An 18,198-nucleotide genomic window follows, 5' to 3' on the forward strand; every position below is an offset into this window, starting at 1 on the left:
ATAGGTTTTCTAGCGGGTTGATTGTTATTCCCACTCCACAGTTGCAGGTGGTTTTGAAGTAATATCGTACACGATACGGTTTACATGTGCAACTTCGTTCACGATGCGCACAGAGATTTTTTGTAAAACATCCCAAGGGATACGAGCAAAGTCAGCGGTCATGCCGTCGATAGAAGTCACAGCACGGATACCGACTGTGTAATCGTAGGTACGGCCGTCACCCATAACGCCTACTGAACGGATGCCAGGTAAGACAGTAAAGTACTGCCAAATGTCACGATCTAAGCCAGCTGCTGCGATTTCTTCACGTAGGATAGCATCTGAATCACGAACAATTTGTAATTTATCTTCTGTAATTTCACCAAGCACACGAATACCTAATCCTGGTCCTGGGAATGGTTGGCGCCAAACGATTGCATCAGGCATGCCAAGTTCAGTTCCTAAGGCACGAACTTCGTCTTTGAATAATGTATTTAAAGGTTCAATTAATTCAAATTGCATGTCTTCAGGAAGACCACCAACGTTGTGATGTGATTTAATTGTTTGCGCAGTTTCTGTACCAGATTCGATGACGTCTGTGTAAAGAGTTCCTTGTGCTAGGAATGAAACGCCTTCTTCCCCAGCAAGTTTAGTTGCTTCGTCATCAAAAACATACACAAATTCGTTACCGATGATTTTACGTTTTTGTTCAGGGTCAGAAACGCCTGCTAATTTACTTAAGAAGCGTTCTTTCGCATCTACTTTAATAATGTTTAAGCCAAATTTACCGCCTAAACTTTCCATTACTTGTTCCGCTTCACCTTTACGTAATAATCCATGGTCAACGAAGATACAAGTTAATTGGTCGCCAATAGCTTTTTGTAAAAGCACGCCGACAACACTTGAGTCAACGCCACCTGATAAACCAAGTAAGACTTTTTTATCGCCTACTTGTTCACGGATTTTAGCGACTTCCATATCGATGAAGTTTTCCATGCTCCAGTCACCAGTACAGCCACACACATCAAAAGCAAAGTGACGTAATAAGTCGTTACCATATTCTGAATGACGAACTTCTGGGTGAAATTGTACGCCGTAGAATTTGCGGTTGGCATCTTCGATAGAAGCGATTGGACAGTCGTTGCTTGTCCCAACTTTTTCGAATCCAGGAGCGATTTCTGTTACTAAATCACCGTGGCTCATCCAAACGGTTTGTTTCGCAGGTGTTCCTTGGAATAATGTCGCATCACCAAGGATTTCTAATTCTGCTTTTCCGTATTCACGGTTTGCGGCAGGTTCTACTTTTCCGCCTAAGTTATGAGTCATTAATTGCATACCGTAGCAGATGCCAAGAATGGGAATTCCTAACTCATAAATTTCTGGATCAATGCTAAAAGCATCTTTGTCATACACGCTGTTTGGTCCACCTGAGAAGATGATTCCTTTAGGCGCGATTTTGCGAATTTCTTCTGCCGTAGTTCGGTGGCTTAATAACTCAGAGAATACGCCAAATTCACGAATACGACGAGTAATCAATTGGTTAAACTGACTACCAAAGTCTAAAACAATAATTTTTTCGACAGATGTCAAATCGGCAACGTTAGTCACGTCTATTACCCCTTATCCATTTAAATTTATCTAAAGAAAAGGCGGTTAAAAAGTGGTCAGCACCAAGAATTAAGAAAGGATTTTCAAAAATTGTTTTACGATTTTTAGAAAATTTTGGCTTAATTCCGCAGGGGCTACTTTCAAACAGCCGAGAATCAGGCGGTTAAAAAGTGGTTCACTTTTGCTCCGTACTCTTCTTTGTCTAGCTATACTTATTAAAACATTTTACTCCTTGAAAGTCATGCATTCTGCTGAAAATTTTCAAGGATATTTCTACAAAAGATACAGGATATTTCTTAGCTCGTCAACCCTTAATATTTACGTAGATAGATTTGGTCAATCAAATGATTTTCCGTTTTATGCAAAATAATGTCCGCACGTCCGCGCGTTGGCAAGATATATTCCTCCAAGTTCGGCAAGTTCACGGTTTTCCAAACATTCCGTGCCATGGCGAAAGCATCTTCCCGTTTGCCAATTGCATATTGGTAATAATAATTATTAGGATCTAAGAAAGCCGTATCTAATAAGGCCCCAAAACGTTCTAGGTACCATTTTTCAATTAAGGCTGGATCGGCATCCACAAAAATAGAAAAATCAAAAAAATCACTCACATAAATTTGTTGATTGGCGGGTAACTGTAAGGTGTTAATGCCTTCAACAATCAGAATATCTGGTTGTTGAATCAACTCATATTCGCCTTCGATAACATCGTAGACACTGTGAGAATAGACGGGTGCTTTAATTTCGTCTTTGCCGCTTTTGACTTCGTTTAAGAAATTAATTAGCTTTTCCATGTCATAACTTTCAGGAAACCCTTTTCGGTCCATCATTCCCTGTTCTTCTAACACTTTATTGGGATACAAAAATCCATCCGTTGTAATGAGTTGAACGTTTCTTCGTTTAAACGTTCGGGCCAGAATTCTTTGCAAAAGACGAGCGGTGGTGCTTTTACCAACGGCGACACTGCCGGCAATTCCAATGATGAATGGTGGTACAGAGACATATTCATGTAGGAATAATCCTTTGCTAAGTGTTAGCGATTCAAATTCTTTCATGTATAAATGGATAAGATGCGTTAAGGGTACATAAATTTCTTGTACATCTTTTAGTGAAATTTGGTCGTTCACACTTTTAATGTTATCCAATTCTGCTTCGGTTAACGGTGCTTTGCCGTCATGATAAAACCCATGCCATTCTTCTCTGGAAATTGGGTAGTAATTCATTTTATCGTCCATTGTTCCTCCACCAAACCCTGTTCAATCTTTGTACATTTTACCATAATTTCACAAGGGAAACACAGGATTTTACAAAAGAATTCCCTTCTTCGCCAATTTATGATGAAAATGGTATCATGAAAAGAGAAAACTGTTAGAAAAGAGGGGAAAAGCCATGAGAAAAATTGTATTATTTGGTGATAGCATTACTGCTGGTTATTTAGAGGAAGCCGTCTCACCTGTTCTTGTTGACTTAGTGAAACGGGATATTGCTGCGATGGGTCTAGAAGAAGTGGCCGTTATTAATGCTGGAATGCCTGGCGATACAACAGAGGATGGTTTAAAACGATTAAATAAAGAAGTACTAATTGAGAAACCTGATGAGGTGGTGATTTTCTTTGGCGCCAATGATGCGTCACTGGATCGAAATATAACAGTAGCCACGTTTAGAGAAAACCTTGAAACAATGATTCACGAAATTGGTTCAGAAAAGGTGATTTTAATTACACCACCATATGCGGATAGTGGCAGACGTCCAGAACGTCCACAAACGCGTATCAAGGAATTGGTCAAGGTTGCACAAGAAGTCGGAGCGGCACATAACTTGCCAGTTATTGATTTGTATAAAGCGATGACTGTTTATCCTGGAACGGATGAATTTTTACAAGCAGATGGTTTGCATTTTTCACAAGTGGGCTATGAATTATTAGGTGCCTTGATTGTTCGAGAAATAAAGGGTAGACTAAAACCAAAACAAGCATAGATAGGAAGAACAAAATGGCGAATCATTATTATACAGAAAATCCAGAATTAGCACATGATTTAGAAAGCTGGTCTTTTCCATTACGTGGTCGGACCTTTCAGTTTACGACCGATAGCGGGGTCTTCTCAAGAGGAACAGTGGATTATGGTTCTCGTGTGTTGATTGATGCCTTTGAATGGGAAAATTTACCAGCAGGCCGTTTGTTAGATGTTGGTTGTGGCTATGGACCAATTGGGTTGTCCTTAGCAGCGGCGACTGGTCGACTGGTGGAAATGGTGGATGTCAACCAACGGGCAGTTGGGCTAGCTCAAATGAACGCCCAACGCAACCAAATTACTACTGTGGATATCCATTCTTCCAATGTGTATGAAACCTTAAACGAAACGACCTACGCGGCGATTGTTAGCAATCCGCCCATTCGTGCAGGCAAAAAAGTTGTCCATGGCATTTTAACAGGGGCTTTTCCGTTGTTGAAAGTTGGTGGCACACTAACGGTAGTTATTCAAAAGAAACAAGGTGCACCTAGTGCAGAAAAGAAAATGGCTGAAGTATTTGGCAATGTTGAAATTGTGACAAAAGACAAAGGCTATTATATTTTACGAAGTGTTAAAGAAGCAGAGTAAAAAAGAACCTCCACTTTAGTGGAGGTTCTTTTTTAGAATAGATATGCTTGATCAATTTTTTGGTTCAACAGTTTTTTTTCGTCTGGCGATAAAAAAGCACCTGCAAGCGCATTTTTAGTGAGTTGCTTCATTTCGTCATAACTTAATTGATACCAAGTGGCCAATTTCATGAATTCCTTCGTTAACGTAGTATCTGAAACAGTGCGATTATCGGTATTGATGCAGACGGCTAAGCCAGCCTCTATAAATTGTTGAAAAGGGTATTCAGCCAATGTTTTGACGGTGCCTGTTTGGAAGTTGCTAGTTGGACACATTTCTAAAAGAACCTTTTTTTCTTTTAAGAGCGCCAAATATTCGGGTGTATCTTTCAAAGCAATACCGTGGCCAATCCGAGTGGCACCTAAAGTGACAGCATCAGCGACATTTTTGCCACAGCCGCATTCCCCAGCGTGGAGTGTTAATGGAATTGACAATTGGTTGGCTAAAGCTAATACGTCTTCAAATGTGTATGGAGGGAAATCGACTTCATTGCCAGCTAAATCAAAGCCGACAACGCCTGTCTCTCTGAAATCATGCGCTAAGTGAACGATTTTTTCTATGGCTTGTTGTTGATCATGCCGCATGCCGCATAACAGTGCATTGCTTTTTACACCAAAATCTTCTTCGCCTTGTTTTAAGCCAGTTAAAACAGCAGTCACGATTTCAGGTAACCGTAAGCCTTTTTCTGTATGTTGCGAAGGCGCAAAACGCACCTCTATGTAAGCCACGCCATCTTCGGCAGCTTGGCTAATCACGTCATACGCCGCTGCTTGCAAAGCTTCGGCCGTTTGTAGACAGGTTAGCACGAAGTCGAACCGAGTTAAATAATCATTCAAATCGGTGCATTTTTCAGGGGCAACCACTAACTCTTTCAAGGCTTGTTCGTCTTGGGGTAATGGAATGTTTTGTTTTTCAGCAATGGTGCGTAAAGTGGTTGGTCGAATCGACCCATCTAAGTGACAGTGCAGCTCGATTTTTGGTAATTGACGGACACGGGATTCTTCCATGAAAAAAATAGCCTCCATTTTCTTTTGTTTTTTAATCTTTTTAGTCTATTTCTTTTGTCTTTTTTTTGTTAAAATGTAAAAGATTCGATAAGTATTTTGAAGACTGTAACACGTCTACAAATGTCTGTCAATGCAAAAGGAGACGTTGGGAGGGGCGCGATGAAACTAACGATTAAAGAAATTGCTGATATGGCTGGTGTTTCTGTCACAACCGTCTCACAAATTCTGAATAATAAAGGGAGTCGTTTCAGTGAAAAAACCCGCAACAAGGTGTTGGCGGTAGTCGCTGAAAATCATTACAAACCAGATTACTTTGCTTCGAATGTAATCAACCGTCATTCCAAAACCATTGGTATGATTGTGCCAGATGTGACGGATTTCTTTTTCTCAAAAGTGATTGAAGGTGTGGAAACATATTTAAATTCGTTAGGCTACATGATTTTGTTATGCAATTCAAAGCATGATTCCGAACAAGCGATGCAATATGTTAGCGAGCTGATTCATCGGTCGGTAGATGGCATTATTTTTGCCACGCCGAATGTTTTGCCAGAAAATCATATTTTAAAAGACCGACGAGAACATCCGATTCCTGTCATTCTTGTCGATCGTGGGATTAATCCACGAGATAGTGGACGATTAATCGTTAAAGAGTACGAAGGTGCTTATCAAGCGGTCCATCATTTGATTCAACAAGGGCATCAGCATATTGGCATGTTGCGTGAAAGTGCCGGCTATTATCGTTTAACGGAACGAGTGACGGCGTATCAGCATGCGTTACAGGACAACAATTTACCTTTTCGTCCGCATTATGTTTGTGCTGGGGAATTGAACTTGCATGGCGGCTATGCTGCGGCAAAAGAAGTTTTGAAAAATGAAGAAATCACAGCAATTTTTTGTGGCAATGATGAAATGGCGATGGGAGCTTATCAAGCCATTGAAGAAGCGGGCAAGAAAATTCCTGACGATATTTCGGTGGTTGGTTTTGATGGCTTGGAAATTTCCGAATATTTGGTGCCGAGTTTAACAACCGTCTATCAGCCGAGTTTTGATATTGGCTATTATGCAGCAAAATTTTTGGTGGAAGCTATTGCAGATCCAACAGGGAAAGTTCCAAATAAAGTTTTTGATGCAACGTTTATTGCTAGAAAAAGCACAAAACCGATTTAAAAAACAGCTTAGAAATAGAATGTTCGTGTTGTTTGCGTTTTCACAAGAAAAAAATAATAGTAAACTGGTTTACTAAATGGTTTAAAGCTGAACGATTTTGTTGTATAATACATTATCGGGAAATCGGAGGGAACGAATTCATGAGAATGGTAGACATTATTGAAAAGAAACGTGACGGGCATCAACTAACAAGCGAAGAAATTCAATTTATTATCAACGGATACACAGATGGTTCAATTCCAGATTATCAGGTAAGTGCCTTTTTAATGGCTGTTTTTTACCAAGATATGACAGACGAAGAAATTACACAAATGACGTTAGCAATGGTCCATTCAGGCGAAATTGTGGATCTTTCTTCTATAGAAGGAATCAAAGTCGACAAGCATTCTACAGGTGGCGTAGGCGACACTACGACGCTTATTTTAGCGCCATTAGTTGCTAGTGTCGGGGTCAATGTAGCAAAAATGTCTGGTCGTGGCTTAGGCTACACGGGCGGTACGTTGGATAAATTAGAAGCGATTCCTGGTTTTAAAGTTGAATTGACAGAAGAACGTTTTATTCAATTGGTGAACGATACAAAAGTGGCAGTAATTGGTCAGTCAGGTGATCTAGCACCAGCAGACAAAAAACTTTATGCGTTACGTGATGTGACCGCCACTGTTGACTCAATTCCATTAATTGCAAGTTCCATTATGAGTAAAAAAATTGCCGCAGGGGCAGATGCGATTGTCTTAGACGTGACTACTGGTGAAGGGGCCTTTATGAAAGACCTAGCAAGTGCTCGTCGATTAGCGGAAACAATGGTTCGCATTGGGAAACTGGCAAATCGCCAAACGATGGCAGTGATTTCAGACATGTCACAACCTTTAGGGGAGGCCATCGGAAACAGTTTAGAAATCGTTGAAGCAATCGAGACCTTGCAAGGAAACGGGCCAGAAGATTTAGTGGAGATGTGCTATGTCTTAGGAAGTCAGATGGTCGTTTTAGCTAAAAAAGCCGAGACGTTAGACGAAGCACGGGCTTTATTAGAAGAAGCATTAGCAAGCGGTCGAGCACTCGCAAAATTTAAAGAAATGATTGAAAATCAAGGCGGCGACAGTTCCGTTGTTGACCAGCCAGAAAAATTATTAACCGCAACTTATCAATTTGATTTACCTGCCAAAGAAACAGGCGTGGTACAAAAAATCGTTGCCAATGAAATTGGCGTTGCCGCAATGTTGCTGGGCGCTGGCCGTGCTACGAAAGAAGATACGATTGATTTTGCAGTTGGCTTGAAACTTCACAAAAAAGTAGGGAGCCCAGTTGAAAAAGGCGAATCATTACTAACTATTTATGCCAATCGTGAAGACGTGACAGAAGTCGAACAATTGCTTTATAAAAACATTGAAATTGGACCAACCGGCGAAGAGCCTATTTTGATTCACGATATTATTACGGAATAAAACAATAAGAAAAGAGGAATTCTCATCATGGAATTAAACCGCATGATTGACCACACTATTTTGAAACCAGAAGCGACAGAAGCCGCTGTCCAAAAAATTATTGACGAAGCTAAGGAGTACAACTTTTTCTCTGTATGTATCAATCCTTGTTGGGTCGCTTTTGCTAGCGAGCAATTAGCAGATACCGACGTCGCTGTGTGTACCGTTATTGGCTTTCCTTTGGGGGCAAATACACCAGAAGTTAAAGCATACGAAGCAGCTGATGCGATTAAAAATGGTGCGAATGAAGTGGATATGGTGATTAATATTGGTGCATTAAAATCACAACAATACGATCACGTACGTCAAGACATTCAAGGCGTAGTAGATGCAGCCAAAGGAAAAGCGTTAGTCAAAGTGATTATTGAAACAGCATTATTAACAGACGAAGAAAAAGTTAAAGCTTGTGAATTAGCCAAAGAAGCAGGTGCCGATTTCGTTAAAACATCTACTGGCTTCTCAACAGGCGGCGCTAAAGTAGCAGACATTCGTTTAATGCGTGAGACAGTTGGTCCTGACATGGGCGTTAAGGCTTCCGGTGGCGTGCATAATGCAGAAGAAGCGTTAGCAATGATTGAAGCGGGGGCAACACGCATCGGTGCAAGTACGGGTGTAGCAATTGTTTCTGGCGCAACTGGCGAAGGGTATTAATTCGTATTTCAAATTAAACGAAGGTGTGGCGAAAAAGATGACAGTAAAACAAGAATGGCTTGATTGTGCCGTAGAAGCATTGGCACACGCCTATGTACCGTATTCTAACTTTCCTGTGGGCGCTTGCTTAGTGACTACAGACGGGAAAATGTATCAAGGGGTCAACATTGAAAATGCCTCCTTTGGTTTAACAAATTGTGCAGAAAGAACGGCGATTTTTAAAGCCATTTCAGAAGATGAACGGACCTTCCAACATTTAGTTGTAGCAGGTAATACAGAGGCACCCATTTCTCCATGTGGCGCTTGTCGTCAAGTAATGGCTGAATTCTTTGATCCACAAATGCCGGTCACGCTAGTTGGTAAAGATGGCGCGACTAAAACAATGACAGTTGAGGCATTATTGCCCTATTCATTTACAGATAAAGATTTTTAAAAAAAGGACATAAGGTTTCGTTGGGCTCAAAGTAGATTTCAATAGCATAAATGCGAATGAAATAATAGATAAAATAGTAGGGGGCTTTTCGGAAAGTGAAACAAGTAAAATTTTTAGGTCTAGGATTGGCAGCAGTTGCCTTAACCATTGGGTTAGCTGCATGTGGCGGCAATAGCAAAAAGAACGCCAACACAAAAGGTGATCCACAACATAGTGTCGTAATGGTCACAGATACAGCCGGCATTGATGACAAATCTTTTAACCAATCTGCGTGGGAAGGAATGCAAGAGTGGGGCAAAGAGCACAAACTTCCAGAAGGACCTCAAGGGTATGCGTATATTCAATCAAATGAAGCATCTGATTATACATCAAACATTGACCAAGCCATTTCAAGTCAATTTAAAACGATTTTTGGCATTGGGTATTTACTAAAAAATGCAGTAGTAGATGCAGCGGACGCCAACCCAGAAACGAATTTCGTTCTAATCGACGATACAGTTAATGGGAAAAACAACGTCGCTTCTGCAACATTTAGAGATAATGAATCTGCGTATTTAGCAGGTGTGGCAGCAGCTAACACTACGAAAACCAACAAAGTAGGATTTATCGGCGGGGTTGAAGGACCTGTTATTGGCCGTTTCCAAGCTGGTTTTGAAAAAGGTGTAGCAGATGCTGGCAAAAAATTAGGAAAAGATATTCAAATTACGTCTACTTATGCAGGGACATTTGCAGACGCTTCAAAAGGACGGGCCTTAGCTTCTTCTATGTATCAAGCAGGTGCCGACATTATTTATCACGCAGCGGCGACTACAGGACAAGGAATCTTCCAAGAAGCCAAAGCGCTAAATGAAACAGGTTCAAAAGATAAAGTTTGGGTGATTGGTGTTGACCGTGACCAAAACGAAGACGGTAAATATACAACCAAAGATGGCAAGGATGATAACTTAACGTTAGCTTCAACCATTAAAGGGGTAAATATTGCTGTGAAAAAAATCTCTGATCTTGCATTAGAAGATAAATTCCCTGGCGGCGAACATTTAACTTATGGATTGAAAGATGGCGGTGTTGATTTAACAACAGAAGCCCTAAGCGATCAAGCCAAAACGGCAGTTAAAGAAGCCAAAGAACAAATCATCTCTGGTGACGTAAAAGTCCCAGACCAACCTTAGAAACAACTTAGTTGTTTAAATACATTAAACTATTTTTAGGAGGCTTTACAGAAATGAAAAAAGCAAAATTATTCGGTTTTAGTTTGATTGCATTAGGTTTATCAGTTTCACTTGCAGCATGTGGTGGTGGCAAAGGCAAAACCGCTGAAAGCGGCGGTGGCAAAGGGGATGCAGCGCATAGTGCTGTAATCATTACAGATACAGGCGGCGTGGATGACAAGTCGTTCAACCAATCTTCTTGGGAAGGATTGCAAGCTTGGGGTAAAGAACATGATTTACCAGAAGGTTCAAAAGGGTATGCATATATTCAATCGAATGATGCAGCTGACTATACAACAAATATTGACCAAGCGGTATCAAGTAAATTCAACACAATCTTTGGTATTGGCTACTTGCTAAAAGATGCAATTTCTTCTGCAGCAGATGCCAACCCTGATACAAACTTTGTTTTAATCGATGATCAAATCGATGGCAAAAAGAATGTCGTTTCTGCAACATTTAGAGATAATGAAGCAGCTTACTTAGCCGGTGTTGCTGCTGCAAACGAAACAAAAACGAACAAAGTCGGTTTTGTTGGTGGTGAAGAAGGGGTCGTAATTGACCGTTTCCAAGCTGGTTTTGAAAAAGGTGTGGCTGATGCTGCGAAAGAATTAGGTAAAGAAATTACTGTTGATACAAAATATGCGGCTTCATTTGCTGATCCTGCCAAAGGGAAAGCTTTAGCTGCTGCAATGTACCAAAATGGCGTTGATATCATCTTCCATGCTTCTGGTGCTACTGGACAAGGGGTCTTCCAAGAAGCAAAAGACTTGAATGAATCAGGTTCTGGCGACAAAGTTTGGGTAATCGGTGTTGACCGCGATCAAGATGCTGATGGCAAGTACAAAACAAAAGACGGCAAAGAAGACAACTTCACGTTAACTTCAACCCTTAAAGGTGTCGGCACAGCGGTTCAAGATATTGCCAACCGTGCGTTAGAAGACAAATTCCCTGGTGGCGAACATTTAGTTTATGGATTAAAAGATGGTGGCGTTGACTTAACAGACGGCTATTTAAACGACAAAACAAAAGAAGCTGTTAAAACAGCAAAAGATAAAGTAATCTCAGGTGACGTAAAAGTCCCAGAAAAACCAGAATAATTTAAGCTCCTAAATGAAAAAAGAAGGGCTCATTATTGTTCCTTCTAAAAATGAAGTGGTCCTTGGCAGCGACGGCTGCCAAGGAAACCCTTTATGATGTTTGGATTTTTAACTAAATAGTTGAGGTTCTTCAACTACTTAGTTAAGGGTCAAAATTACCCTCTAAAGTATTGCCAATATAATTTTGTTAGGAAGTGAATAGACCTTGTCTCAAGAAGAAAACGTAATTGAGATGCGTAAAATCACCAAAGAATTTGGGACGTTCAAAGCCAACGACCAAATTGATTTACAAGTAAAACCTGGTGAAATCCACGCACTGCTAGGTGAAAATGGTGCAGGCAAGTCGACCTTGATGAATATCTTATCAGGGCTATTGGAACCGACCTCAGGTGAGATTTATATGAATGGCGAAAAAGTCAACATTACAAGTCCTACTGCAGCCAATCGTTTAGGAATCGGAATGGTCCATCAGCATTTTATGTTAGTTGAAGCCTTTACTGTGACTGAAAATATTATCTTAGGTAGTGAACCTACCCATGGCGGTATTTTAGACCGGAAAAAAGCGAAAAAAGAGATTGAAGAAGTGTCTAAGCAATACGGGTTGGATGTAAATCCCAATGCCTATATTCGCGATATTTCTGTAGGTATGCAACAACGGGTTGAAATTTTAAAGACCTTATATCGCGGGGCGAACGTTTTAATTTTTGACGAACCAACCGCAGTATTAACGCCACAAGAAATTGATGAATTAATGATTATTTTGAAAGAACTAACCGATGAAGGCAAATCGATCATTTTAATTACACATAAGTTAGATGAAATTAAAAAAGTGGCGGACCGTTGTACGGTCATTCGCCGGGGGCAAAGTATTGGCACCGTCAATGTGAAAGACGTTTCTTCGCAACAGTTAGCCGATATGATGGTGGGCCGTTCTGTTTCTTTCAAAACAGAGAAAAAACCAGCGCAACCGAAAGAAACAATTCTATCAATTAAAGATTTAGTAGTGAAAGAAAGCCGCGGCTTAGATGCAGTGAAAAATCTTAGCTTAGATGTCCGAGCAGGGGAAGTTGTTGGGATTGCGGGGATTGATGGCAATGGACAAACAGAATTAATCCAAGCCTTAGCAGGATTAACGAAAGTCGAAAAAGGCTCCATTCATTTGAATGAAAAAGAGATTACTAATCGCAAACCTCGGGAAATTACGGAAATGGGTGTCGCCCACGTTCCTGAAGACCGACATAAATATGGTTTGGTATTAGAGATGACATTGGCTGAAAATATTGGCCTACAAACGTATTACCAAAAACCATACAGTTCAACAGGTATTTTAAACTATCGAATGATTAACAAACATGCCCGTGAATTAATTGAAGAATATGATGTACGGACTCCTAATGAATTAGTACCAGCTCGGGCGCTTTCAGGTGGGAATCAGCAAAAAGCGATTATTGCCCGAGAAGTTGACCGCGATCCAGATTTGTTGATTGTTTCTCAACCAACACGCGGTTTAGATGTCGGAGCTATTGAATACATTCATCGTCGACTAATTGAACAAAGAGATAAAAATAAAGCTGTTTTATTAGTAAGTTTTGAATTAGACGAAATTTTAAACGTTTCTGATCGTATCGCTGTTATTCATGCGGGGGAAATCGTCGGAATTGTTGATCCGAAAGAAACGACAGAAAATGAATTGGGCTTGTTAATGGCTGGCTACTCATTGGAAGAAGCCCGTGCTGAGTTATCAAAAGTAGAGGCAGGTGAAACTGTTGAATAATCGTTCTGAAAAAATAAGAAATATTTTAGTCCCTGTGTTATCTGTTATTATGGGTTTCCTCTTAGGGGCAATTATTATGGTTATCTTTGGCTATGACCCAGTGGCTGGGTATCAAGCGATGTTTGAAACAGCTTTCCAAGGAAAGAAAAGTATTGGTGAGATTTTTGTAACCGCAGCACCGTTGATTTTTACCGCTTTAGGATTCTCGGTGGCAAATTCGGCTGGATTCTTTAATATCGGGCTTTCTGGACAAGCCTTATGTGGTTGGGTGGCTAGTATTTGGGTCGCTTTATCCATGCCTGATGCACCCCGGATGATTGCGTTGCCGGTGGCGATTATTGTTGGCGCGGTTGCAGGGGCTTTAGCAGCAGCCATTCCAGGTTTCTTGCGTGCCTATTTTGGGACGAGTGAAGTTATTGTTACGATTATGTTGAATTATATTTTATTATACACAGGAAATCATATTGCTAATAATGTCATGAAACCAAGTATTATGGCGAACAAAGGGATCACCAAAATGATTGGTGCGAATGCATCATTACGCTCACCGTTTTTAACAAGTATCAGTGATGGCTCTCGTTTGAACATCGGCATTTTCTTGGCCTTCATTTTCCTTATTCTTGTGTGGTTCTTGATGAAAAAAACAACGCTTGGTTTTGAAATTCGGTCGGTGGGGTTAAACCCATTTGCTTCTGAATATGCTGGAATGAGCAGCAAGCGAACGATTATTTTATCCATGATGATCTCAGGAACGCTGGCTGGTTTAGGTGGTGCGGTCCAAGGATTGGGGACTTTCCAAAACTTCTTTATTCAAAACACATCGTTGAGCATTGGGTTCGATGGTATGGCCGTGTCTCTATTAGGAGCAGGTAGTTCAATCGGGATTTTACTTTCCGCATTACTGTTTGGAATGTTAAAACTTGGTGGACAAGGAATGCCGTTGATAGCTGGTGTACCAACCGAATTAGTTGATGTTGTTATTGCAGCGATTATTTTCTTTGTGGGAATTAGTTATTTAATTCGTTTCTTGTTAGCAAAAGCGTCTGGTAGTAAAAAAGAAGTAGCGATTGTAGAAACAATTGAAGCGGCGCCAGACAAAAACAATCAAGAGGGGGGAGACATCTAATGGATTTAGCAACAATTTCCTCAATCATCACGCAAACATTAGTGTATGCAACTCCGCTCATCTTGACAGCATTAGGCGGAACGTTCTCAGAACGAAGTGGTGTGGTTAATGTTGGTTTGGAAGGTATTATGGTAATGGGCGCTTTCAGTTCGGTCGTTTTTAACTTGACGTTTGCTGATACATTTGGCGCGGCGACACCATGGATTGCTTGTTTAGTAGGAGGCCTTGTCGGGATTGTCTTTTCTCTCTTACATGCCGTTGCAACTATTAACTTACGAGCAGATCATATTATCAGTGGTACTGTCATTAACTTGATGGCACCGGCGCTAGGGGTTTTCCTAGTAAAAGTTATTTATCAAAAAGGACAAACAGATATGATTACACAATCATTTGGCTATTTTTCTTTCCCAGGATTGTCAAAAATTCCAGTGATTGGTGAACTATTCTTTGCAAAAACCTCTTTACCAGCTTTCGTAGCAATTTTGATTGCGATTTTAGCTTGGTTTGTCATTTATAAAACACGTTTTGGCTTACGGTTACGTTCTGTGGGGGAACATCCACAAGCTGCAGATACATTGGGAATTAATGTCTACTTAATGCGATATTCTGGCGTCTTGTTATCCGGCTTCTTAGGCGGTATGGGCGGAGCTGTCTTTGCTCAAAGTATTGCGGGTCGTTTTGGGATTACCACAATTGCAGGACAAGGGTTTATTTCAATGGCCGCAATGATCTTTGGTAAATGGAATCCGCTTGGGGCAATGGGCGCAGCCTTATTCTTTGGTTTTGCACAAAACTTGAGTATTGCTGGGGAAAACCTACCAATTATTTCAGAAATTCCAAAAGTTTATCTACAAGCAGCACCATACGTATTGACCATTTTAGTCCTAGTTGTGTTCTTCGGAAAATCATCGGGACCAAAAGCGAACGGGAAAAATTACGTCAAAACGAAATAAGAAAAAGACCTTCGTCAATCTATGACGAAGGTCTTTTTTCTTAACGATAATTAAGCGCGTAACTCGTGAACATCAGTAAAAAGAAGAGCATGATGATACTCTTCTTTTAACGGACCTTAAGAACCGCTAAAATCGAAGGAATCAGTGAAAATTTTAATGCTCTTTCAGGCAATAATAGCGGATTCATGGTATAATTGAAGAGCTGAGAATAAATAGATTGTTCTGTTTGATTCTCGAGACTATTTAAAAGGCTAGCGTAAAATAATTGTCATTCTTGACGTATTTACGACCTTAGAGGAGGAAGCAAGTGTGTTTAAACGTGTTCATTTAATCGTACTAGATTCAGTCGGTATTGGTGAAGCACCAGATGCTGAAAAATTTGGAGATGTCGGCAGTGATACACTGGGTCATATTGCCAAAGAAGCGGGACTAACCATTCCTCATTTAGAAAAACTTGGATTGGGAACTATTGCTCCTTTAACAGGTGTCAAAGCAGTGGCAGACCACGATGGCTATGCCACCAAATTAGAAGAAATTTCTGTTGGAAAAGATACTATGACCGGTCACTGGGAAATTATGGGCTTGAACATCAAAAAACCTTTTCGGGTATTCCCAAATGGCTTTCCTGAAGAATTGCTGAAACAAATTGAAGATTTTTCTGGGCGAAAAGTTGTTTGTAACAAACCATATAGCGGGACAGCAGTCATTGATGATTATGGCGAACATCAAATGAAAACTGGGGATTTAATTGTTTATACTTCAGCAGACCCTGTTTTACAAATTGCGGCGCATGAAGACATTATTCCATTAGAAGAATTGTATAAAATTTGTCAATATGTTCGTGACATTACGAAAGACGAACCTTATATGATTGGTCGGATTATCGCCCGCCCGTATGTTGGTGAACCAGGTAATTTCACTCGAACCAGTAACCGTCATGACTATGCTTTAGATCCTTTTGGCCATACTGTTTTAGATTCGTTGAAAGAAAACGGCAATGATGTGATCGCTGTTGGGAAAATTAACGACATCTTTAATGGACAAGGAATTACTGAAGCTATCCGCACGAAGAGCAATATGGATGGGGTGGATCAATTATTAACGGTCATGAACAAAGATTTCACAGGTTTAAGTTTTACTAACTTAGTGGATTTCGATGCGCTGTATGGCCACCGTCGTGATGTGAAGGGCTATGCAAAAGCCATCGAAGATTTTGATGGTCGTTTGCCAGAGATTATGGCAGCTATGGCCGAAGATGATTTGCTTTTAATTACAGCAGATCACGGGAATGATCCAACTTTCCCAGGAACAGACCACACACGTGAATATGTGCCTTTATTGGCTTATAGTAAAAAAATGACAAAACAAGGCAGCTTGCCACAAGGATTTTATTCAGATATTTCAGCAACGATTGCTGAAAACTTTGAAGTTCCTGCAACGGAAAACGGTCAAAGCTTTTTAAATCAATTACAATAATTCGAGGAGGCAACACATGACAACGTTAACGAATCATTTAAACGAAACAACTGAGTTTTTGAAAGAAAAAGGGGTGCAACAAGCAGACTTCGGTCTAATCTTAGGTTCAGGGTTAGGTGAATTAGCTAATGAAATAACCGATGCGATTGCTATTCCTTTCTCTGAAATTCCCCATTTTTCTGTTTCAACAGTCGTTGGACATGCTGGACAATTAGTTTACGGAACGCTTTCTGGAAAAAAAGTTTTGGCGATGCAAGGACGTTTTCATTATTATGAAGGACATTCGATGCAAACGGTCACTTATCCCGTTCGTGTGATGGCTGCTTTAGGCATTCATTCAATGATTGTAACCAACGCAGCTGGTGGCGTAAATGAAACATATACACCGGGGAATTTGATGTTAATCAATGACCACATTAATTTTACAGGCGATAATCCGTTAATTGGTGAAAATGATGAAGAAATCGGGCCGCGTTTTCCAGATATGAGTCATGCTTACACGCAAGAATATCGGGAAGTGGCAAAAAAAGTGGCTGCGGAACAAAATATTGATTTAAAAGAAGGCGTGTATATGGGCTTTTCTGGCCCGACATATGAAACGCCTGCAGAAATTCGGATGTCACGGACGATGGGTGCGGATGCAGTTGGCATGTCAACTGTTTCGGAGGTCATTGTAGCTGTGCATAGTGGCATGAAAGTACTAGGCATCTCTTGTATTACGAATTTAGCAGCTGGTATGCAAAGTAGCTTAAATCATGCAGAAGTAGTTGAAACAACTGAACGCGTTAAAGGACAATTCAAAGAGTTAGTGAAAGCAACACTAGCAGCTTTATAAAAAAAGGAGTAAACCAGAATGAGTGTGCATATCGAAGCAAAACCAGGTGAAATTGCCGATAAAATTTTACTACCAGGGGATCCCCTCCGAGCAAAATATATTGCGGAAACTTTTTTAGAGAATCCTGTCTGCTATAATCAAGTTCGTGGGATGTTAGGTTACACAGGAACGTATAAGGGACAGCGTGTTTCGGTCCAAGGGACAGGGATGGGGATGCCTTCAGCAGGTATTTATGCCCATGAGTTAATTAACTCTTACGATGTGAAGAAGTTAATTCGTGTTGGTACGTGTGGTTCTATTTCAGAAAAAGTCAACGTTCGTGAATTAGTTATCGCACAAGCAGCAGCGACGCCTTCTTCCGCGATTCGCAATGATTTTCCTAAATATGATTTTCCACAAATTGCGAGCTTTGATCTTTTACTCAAATCTTACGAAATTGCCAAAGCAAAAGGCTTTACTACCCATGTTGGTAACGTATTGTCAGATGATGTTTTTTACAAAGATAGCTTAGATGATGTCTTTCGTTTAGGTCGATACGGGGTATTAGCGATTGAAATGGAAGCGGCAATGTTATATTATTTAGCAGCAAAATTTGATGTAGAAGCATTGGCGATTATGACGGTGAGTGATAGCTTGGTGACAGGCGAAGAAACAACGGCAGAAGAACGCCAAACGACGTTTAATGAAATGATTGAAGTTGGCTTAGAAACGGCAATTGCTAATTAAAAAAATGCTTGGATGAAAACAATCATCCAAGCATT

Annotated in this window: 17 protein-coding genes; 14 read left to right on the top strand and 3 right to left on the bottom strand. The window is 40.5% G+C overall.

From position 1 onward, the window contains the following. Positions 1-24: 24 nt before the first annotated feature. Both guaA and coaA read right to left on the bottom strand, forming a co-directional pair. Complete coding sequence (gene guaA, locus HMPREF2810_RS00425) at positions 25-1,587, bottom strand: glutamine-hydrolyzing GMP synthase (protein ID WP_002356158.1); 1,563 nt, start codon at positions 1,585-1,587, stop codon at positions 25-27. A gap of 311 nt (positions 1,588-1,898) precedes the next feature. Then, a complete protein-coding gene (gene coaA / locus HMPREF2810_RS00430) occupies positions 1,899-2,822 on the bottom strand; it encodes a type I pantothenate kinase (RefSeq protein ID WP_002361524.1) in 924 nt (307 codons plus the stop codon). 154 nt (positions 2,823-2,976) lie between these two features. Between coaA and HMPREF2810_RS00435 the strand changes: the two genes are divergently transcribed. Further along, positions 2,977-3,564, top strand: a complete 588-nt coding sequence (locus HMPREF2810_RS00435; protein ID WP_002383835.1) for an SGNH/GDSL hydrolase family protein — start codon at positions 2,977-2,979, stop codon at positions 3,562-3,564. Between the two features lie 14 nt (positions 3,565-3,578). Further along, positions 3,579-4,187, top strand: coding sequence for a class I SAM-dependent methyltransferase (locus tag HMPREF2810_RS00440; protein ID WP_002356162.1), 609 nt, complete (start codon positions 3,579-3,581; stop codon positions 4,185-4,187). Between the two features lie 32 nt (positions 4,188-4,219). Here the strand turns inward: HMPREF2810_RS00440 and add are convergent, their stop codons facing one another. Continuing rightward, positions 4,220-5,251 carry an adenosine deaminase gene (add, locus tag HMPREF2810_RS00445; protein ID WP_002356163.1) on the bottom strand — a complete coding sequence of 344 codons (1,032 nt, stop codon included), beginning with the start codon at positions 5,249-5,251 and terminating at the stop codon, positions 4,220-4,222. 141 nt (positions 5,252-5,392) lie between these two features. Between add and HMPREF2810_RS00450 the strand changes: the two genes are divergently transcribed. The 12 genes from HMPREF2810_RS00450 (at position 5,393) to deoD (ending at position 18,163) form a co-directional block, all read left to right on the top strand. Then, complete coding sequence (locus HMPREF2810_RS00450; RefSeq protein WP_002356164.1) at positions 5,393-6,400, top strand: substrate-binding domain-containing protein; 1,008 nt, start codon at positions 5,393-5,395, stop codon at positions 6,398-6,400. Positions 6,401-6,540: 140 nt separating this feature from the next. Beyond that, positions 6,541-7,842: a pyrimidine-nucleoside phosphorylase gene (locus tag HMPREF2810_RS00455; protein WP_010714988.1), complete on the top strand. Its 1,302-nt coding sequence runs from the start codon at positions 6,541-6,543 to the stop codon at positions 7,840-7,842. 27 nt (positions 7,843-7,869) lie between these two features. Then, positions 7,870-8,532 carry a deoxyribose-phosphate aldolase gene (gene deoC, locus HMPREF2810_RS00460; RefSeq protein WP_002359333.1) on the top strand — a complete coding sequence of 221 codons (663 nt, stop codon included), beginning with the start codon at positions 7,870-7,872 and terminating at the stop codon, positions 8,530-8,532. Next, on the top strand, positions 8,501-8,965 hold the full coding sequence (locus HMPREF2810_RS00465; RefSeq protein WP_002383839.1) for a cytidine deaminase: 465 nt from the start codon (positions 8,501-8,503) through the stop codon (positions 8,963-8,965). Before deoC ends, HMPREF2810_RS00465 begins: the two co-directional genes overlap by 32 nt. Before the next feature lie 95 nt (positions 8,966-9,060). Next, positions 9,061-10,134 (top strand): BMP family lipoprotein, encoded by a 1,074-nt coding sequence (locus HMPREF2810_RS00470; RefSeq protein WP_010714989.1) that lies wholly within the window; start codon positions 9,061-9,063, stop codon positions 10,132-10,134. A gap of 53 nt (positions 10,135-10,187) precedes the next feature. Then, positions 10,188-11,273, top strand: coding sequence for a BMP family lipoprotein (locus tag HMPREF2810_RS00475; RefSeq protein ID WP_002356169.1), 1,086 nt, complete (start codon positions 10,188-10,190; stop codon positions 11,271-11,273). Between the two features lie 205 nt (positions 11,274-11,478). Continuing rightward, positions 11,479-13,047: an ABC transporter ATP-binding protein gene (locus tag HMPREF2810_RS00480; RefSeq protein WP_002383844.1), complete on the top strand. Its 1,569-nt coding sequence runs from the start codon at positions 11,479-11,481 to the stop codon at positions 13,045-13,047. Further along, a complete protein-coding gene (locus HMPREF2810_RS00485) occupies positions 13,040-14,173 on the top strand; it encodes an ABC transporter permease (RefSeq protein ID WP_002356171.1) in 1,134 nt (377 codons plus the stop codon). The genes HMPREF2810_RS00480 and HMPREF2810_RS00485 overlap by 8 nt, the downstream gene beginning before the upstream one ends. After that, positions 14,173-15,126, top strand: coding sequence for an ABC transporter permease (locus tag HMPREF2810_RS00490; RefSeq protein ID WP_002383846.1), 954 nt, complete (start codon positions 14,173-14,175; stop codon positions 15,124-15,126). The genes HMPREF2810_RS00485 and HMPREF2810_RS00490 overlap by 1 nt, the downstream gene beginning before the upstream one ends. A gap of 309 nt (positions 15,127-15,435) precedes the next feature. Continuing rightward, positions 15,436-16,602, top strand: a complete 1,167-nt coding sequence (gene deoB / locus HMPREF2810_RS00495) for a phosphopentomutase (protein WP_002356179.1) — start codon at positions 15,436-15,438, stop codon at positions 16,600-16,602. A gap of 16 nt (positions 16,603-16,618) precedes the next feature. Further along, positions 16,619-17,437: a purine-nucleoside phosphorylase gene (locus tag HMPREF2810_RS00500; RefSeq protein ID WP_002356180.1), complete on the top strand. Its 819-nt coding sequence runs from the start codon at positions 16,619-16,621 to the stop codon at positions 17,435-17,437. Between the two features lie 18 nt (positions 17,438-17,455). Then, complete coding sequence (deoD, locus tag HMPREF2810_RS00505; protein ID WP_002359338.1) at positions 17,456-18,163, top strand: purine-nucleoside phosphorylase; 708 nt, start codon at positions 17,456-17,458, stop codon at positions 18,161-18,163. The last annotated feature ends 35 nt before the right edge of the window (positions 18,164-18,198 follow it).

The sequence above is a fragment of the Enterococcus sp. HMSC078F03 genome (genome assembly GCF_001811595.1).
Lineage (GTDB): Bacteria > Bacillota > Bacilli > Lactobacillales > Enterococcaceae > Enterococcus > Enterococcus faecalis.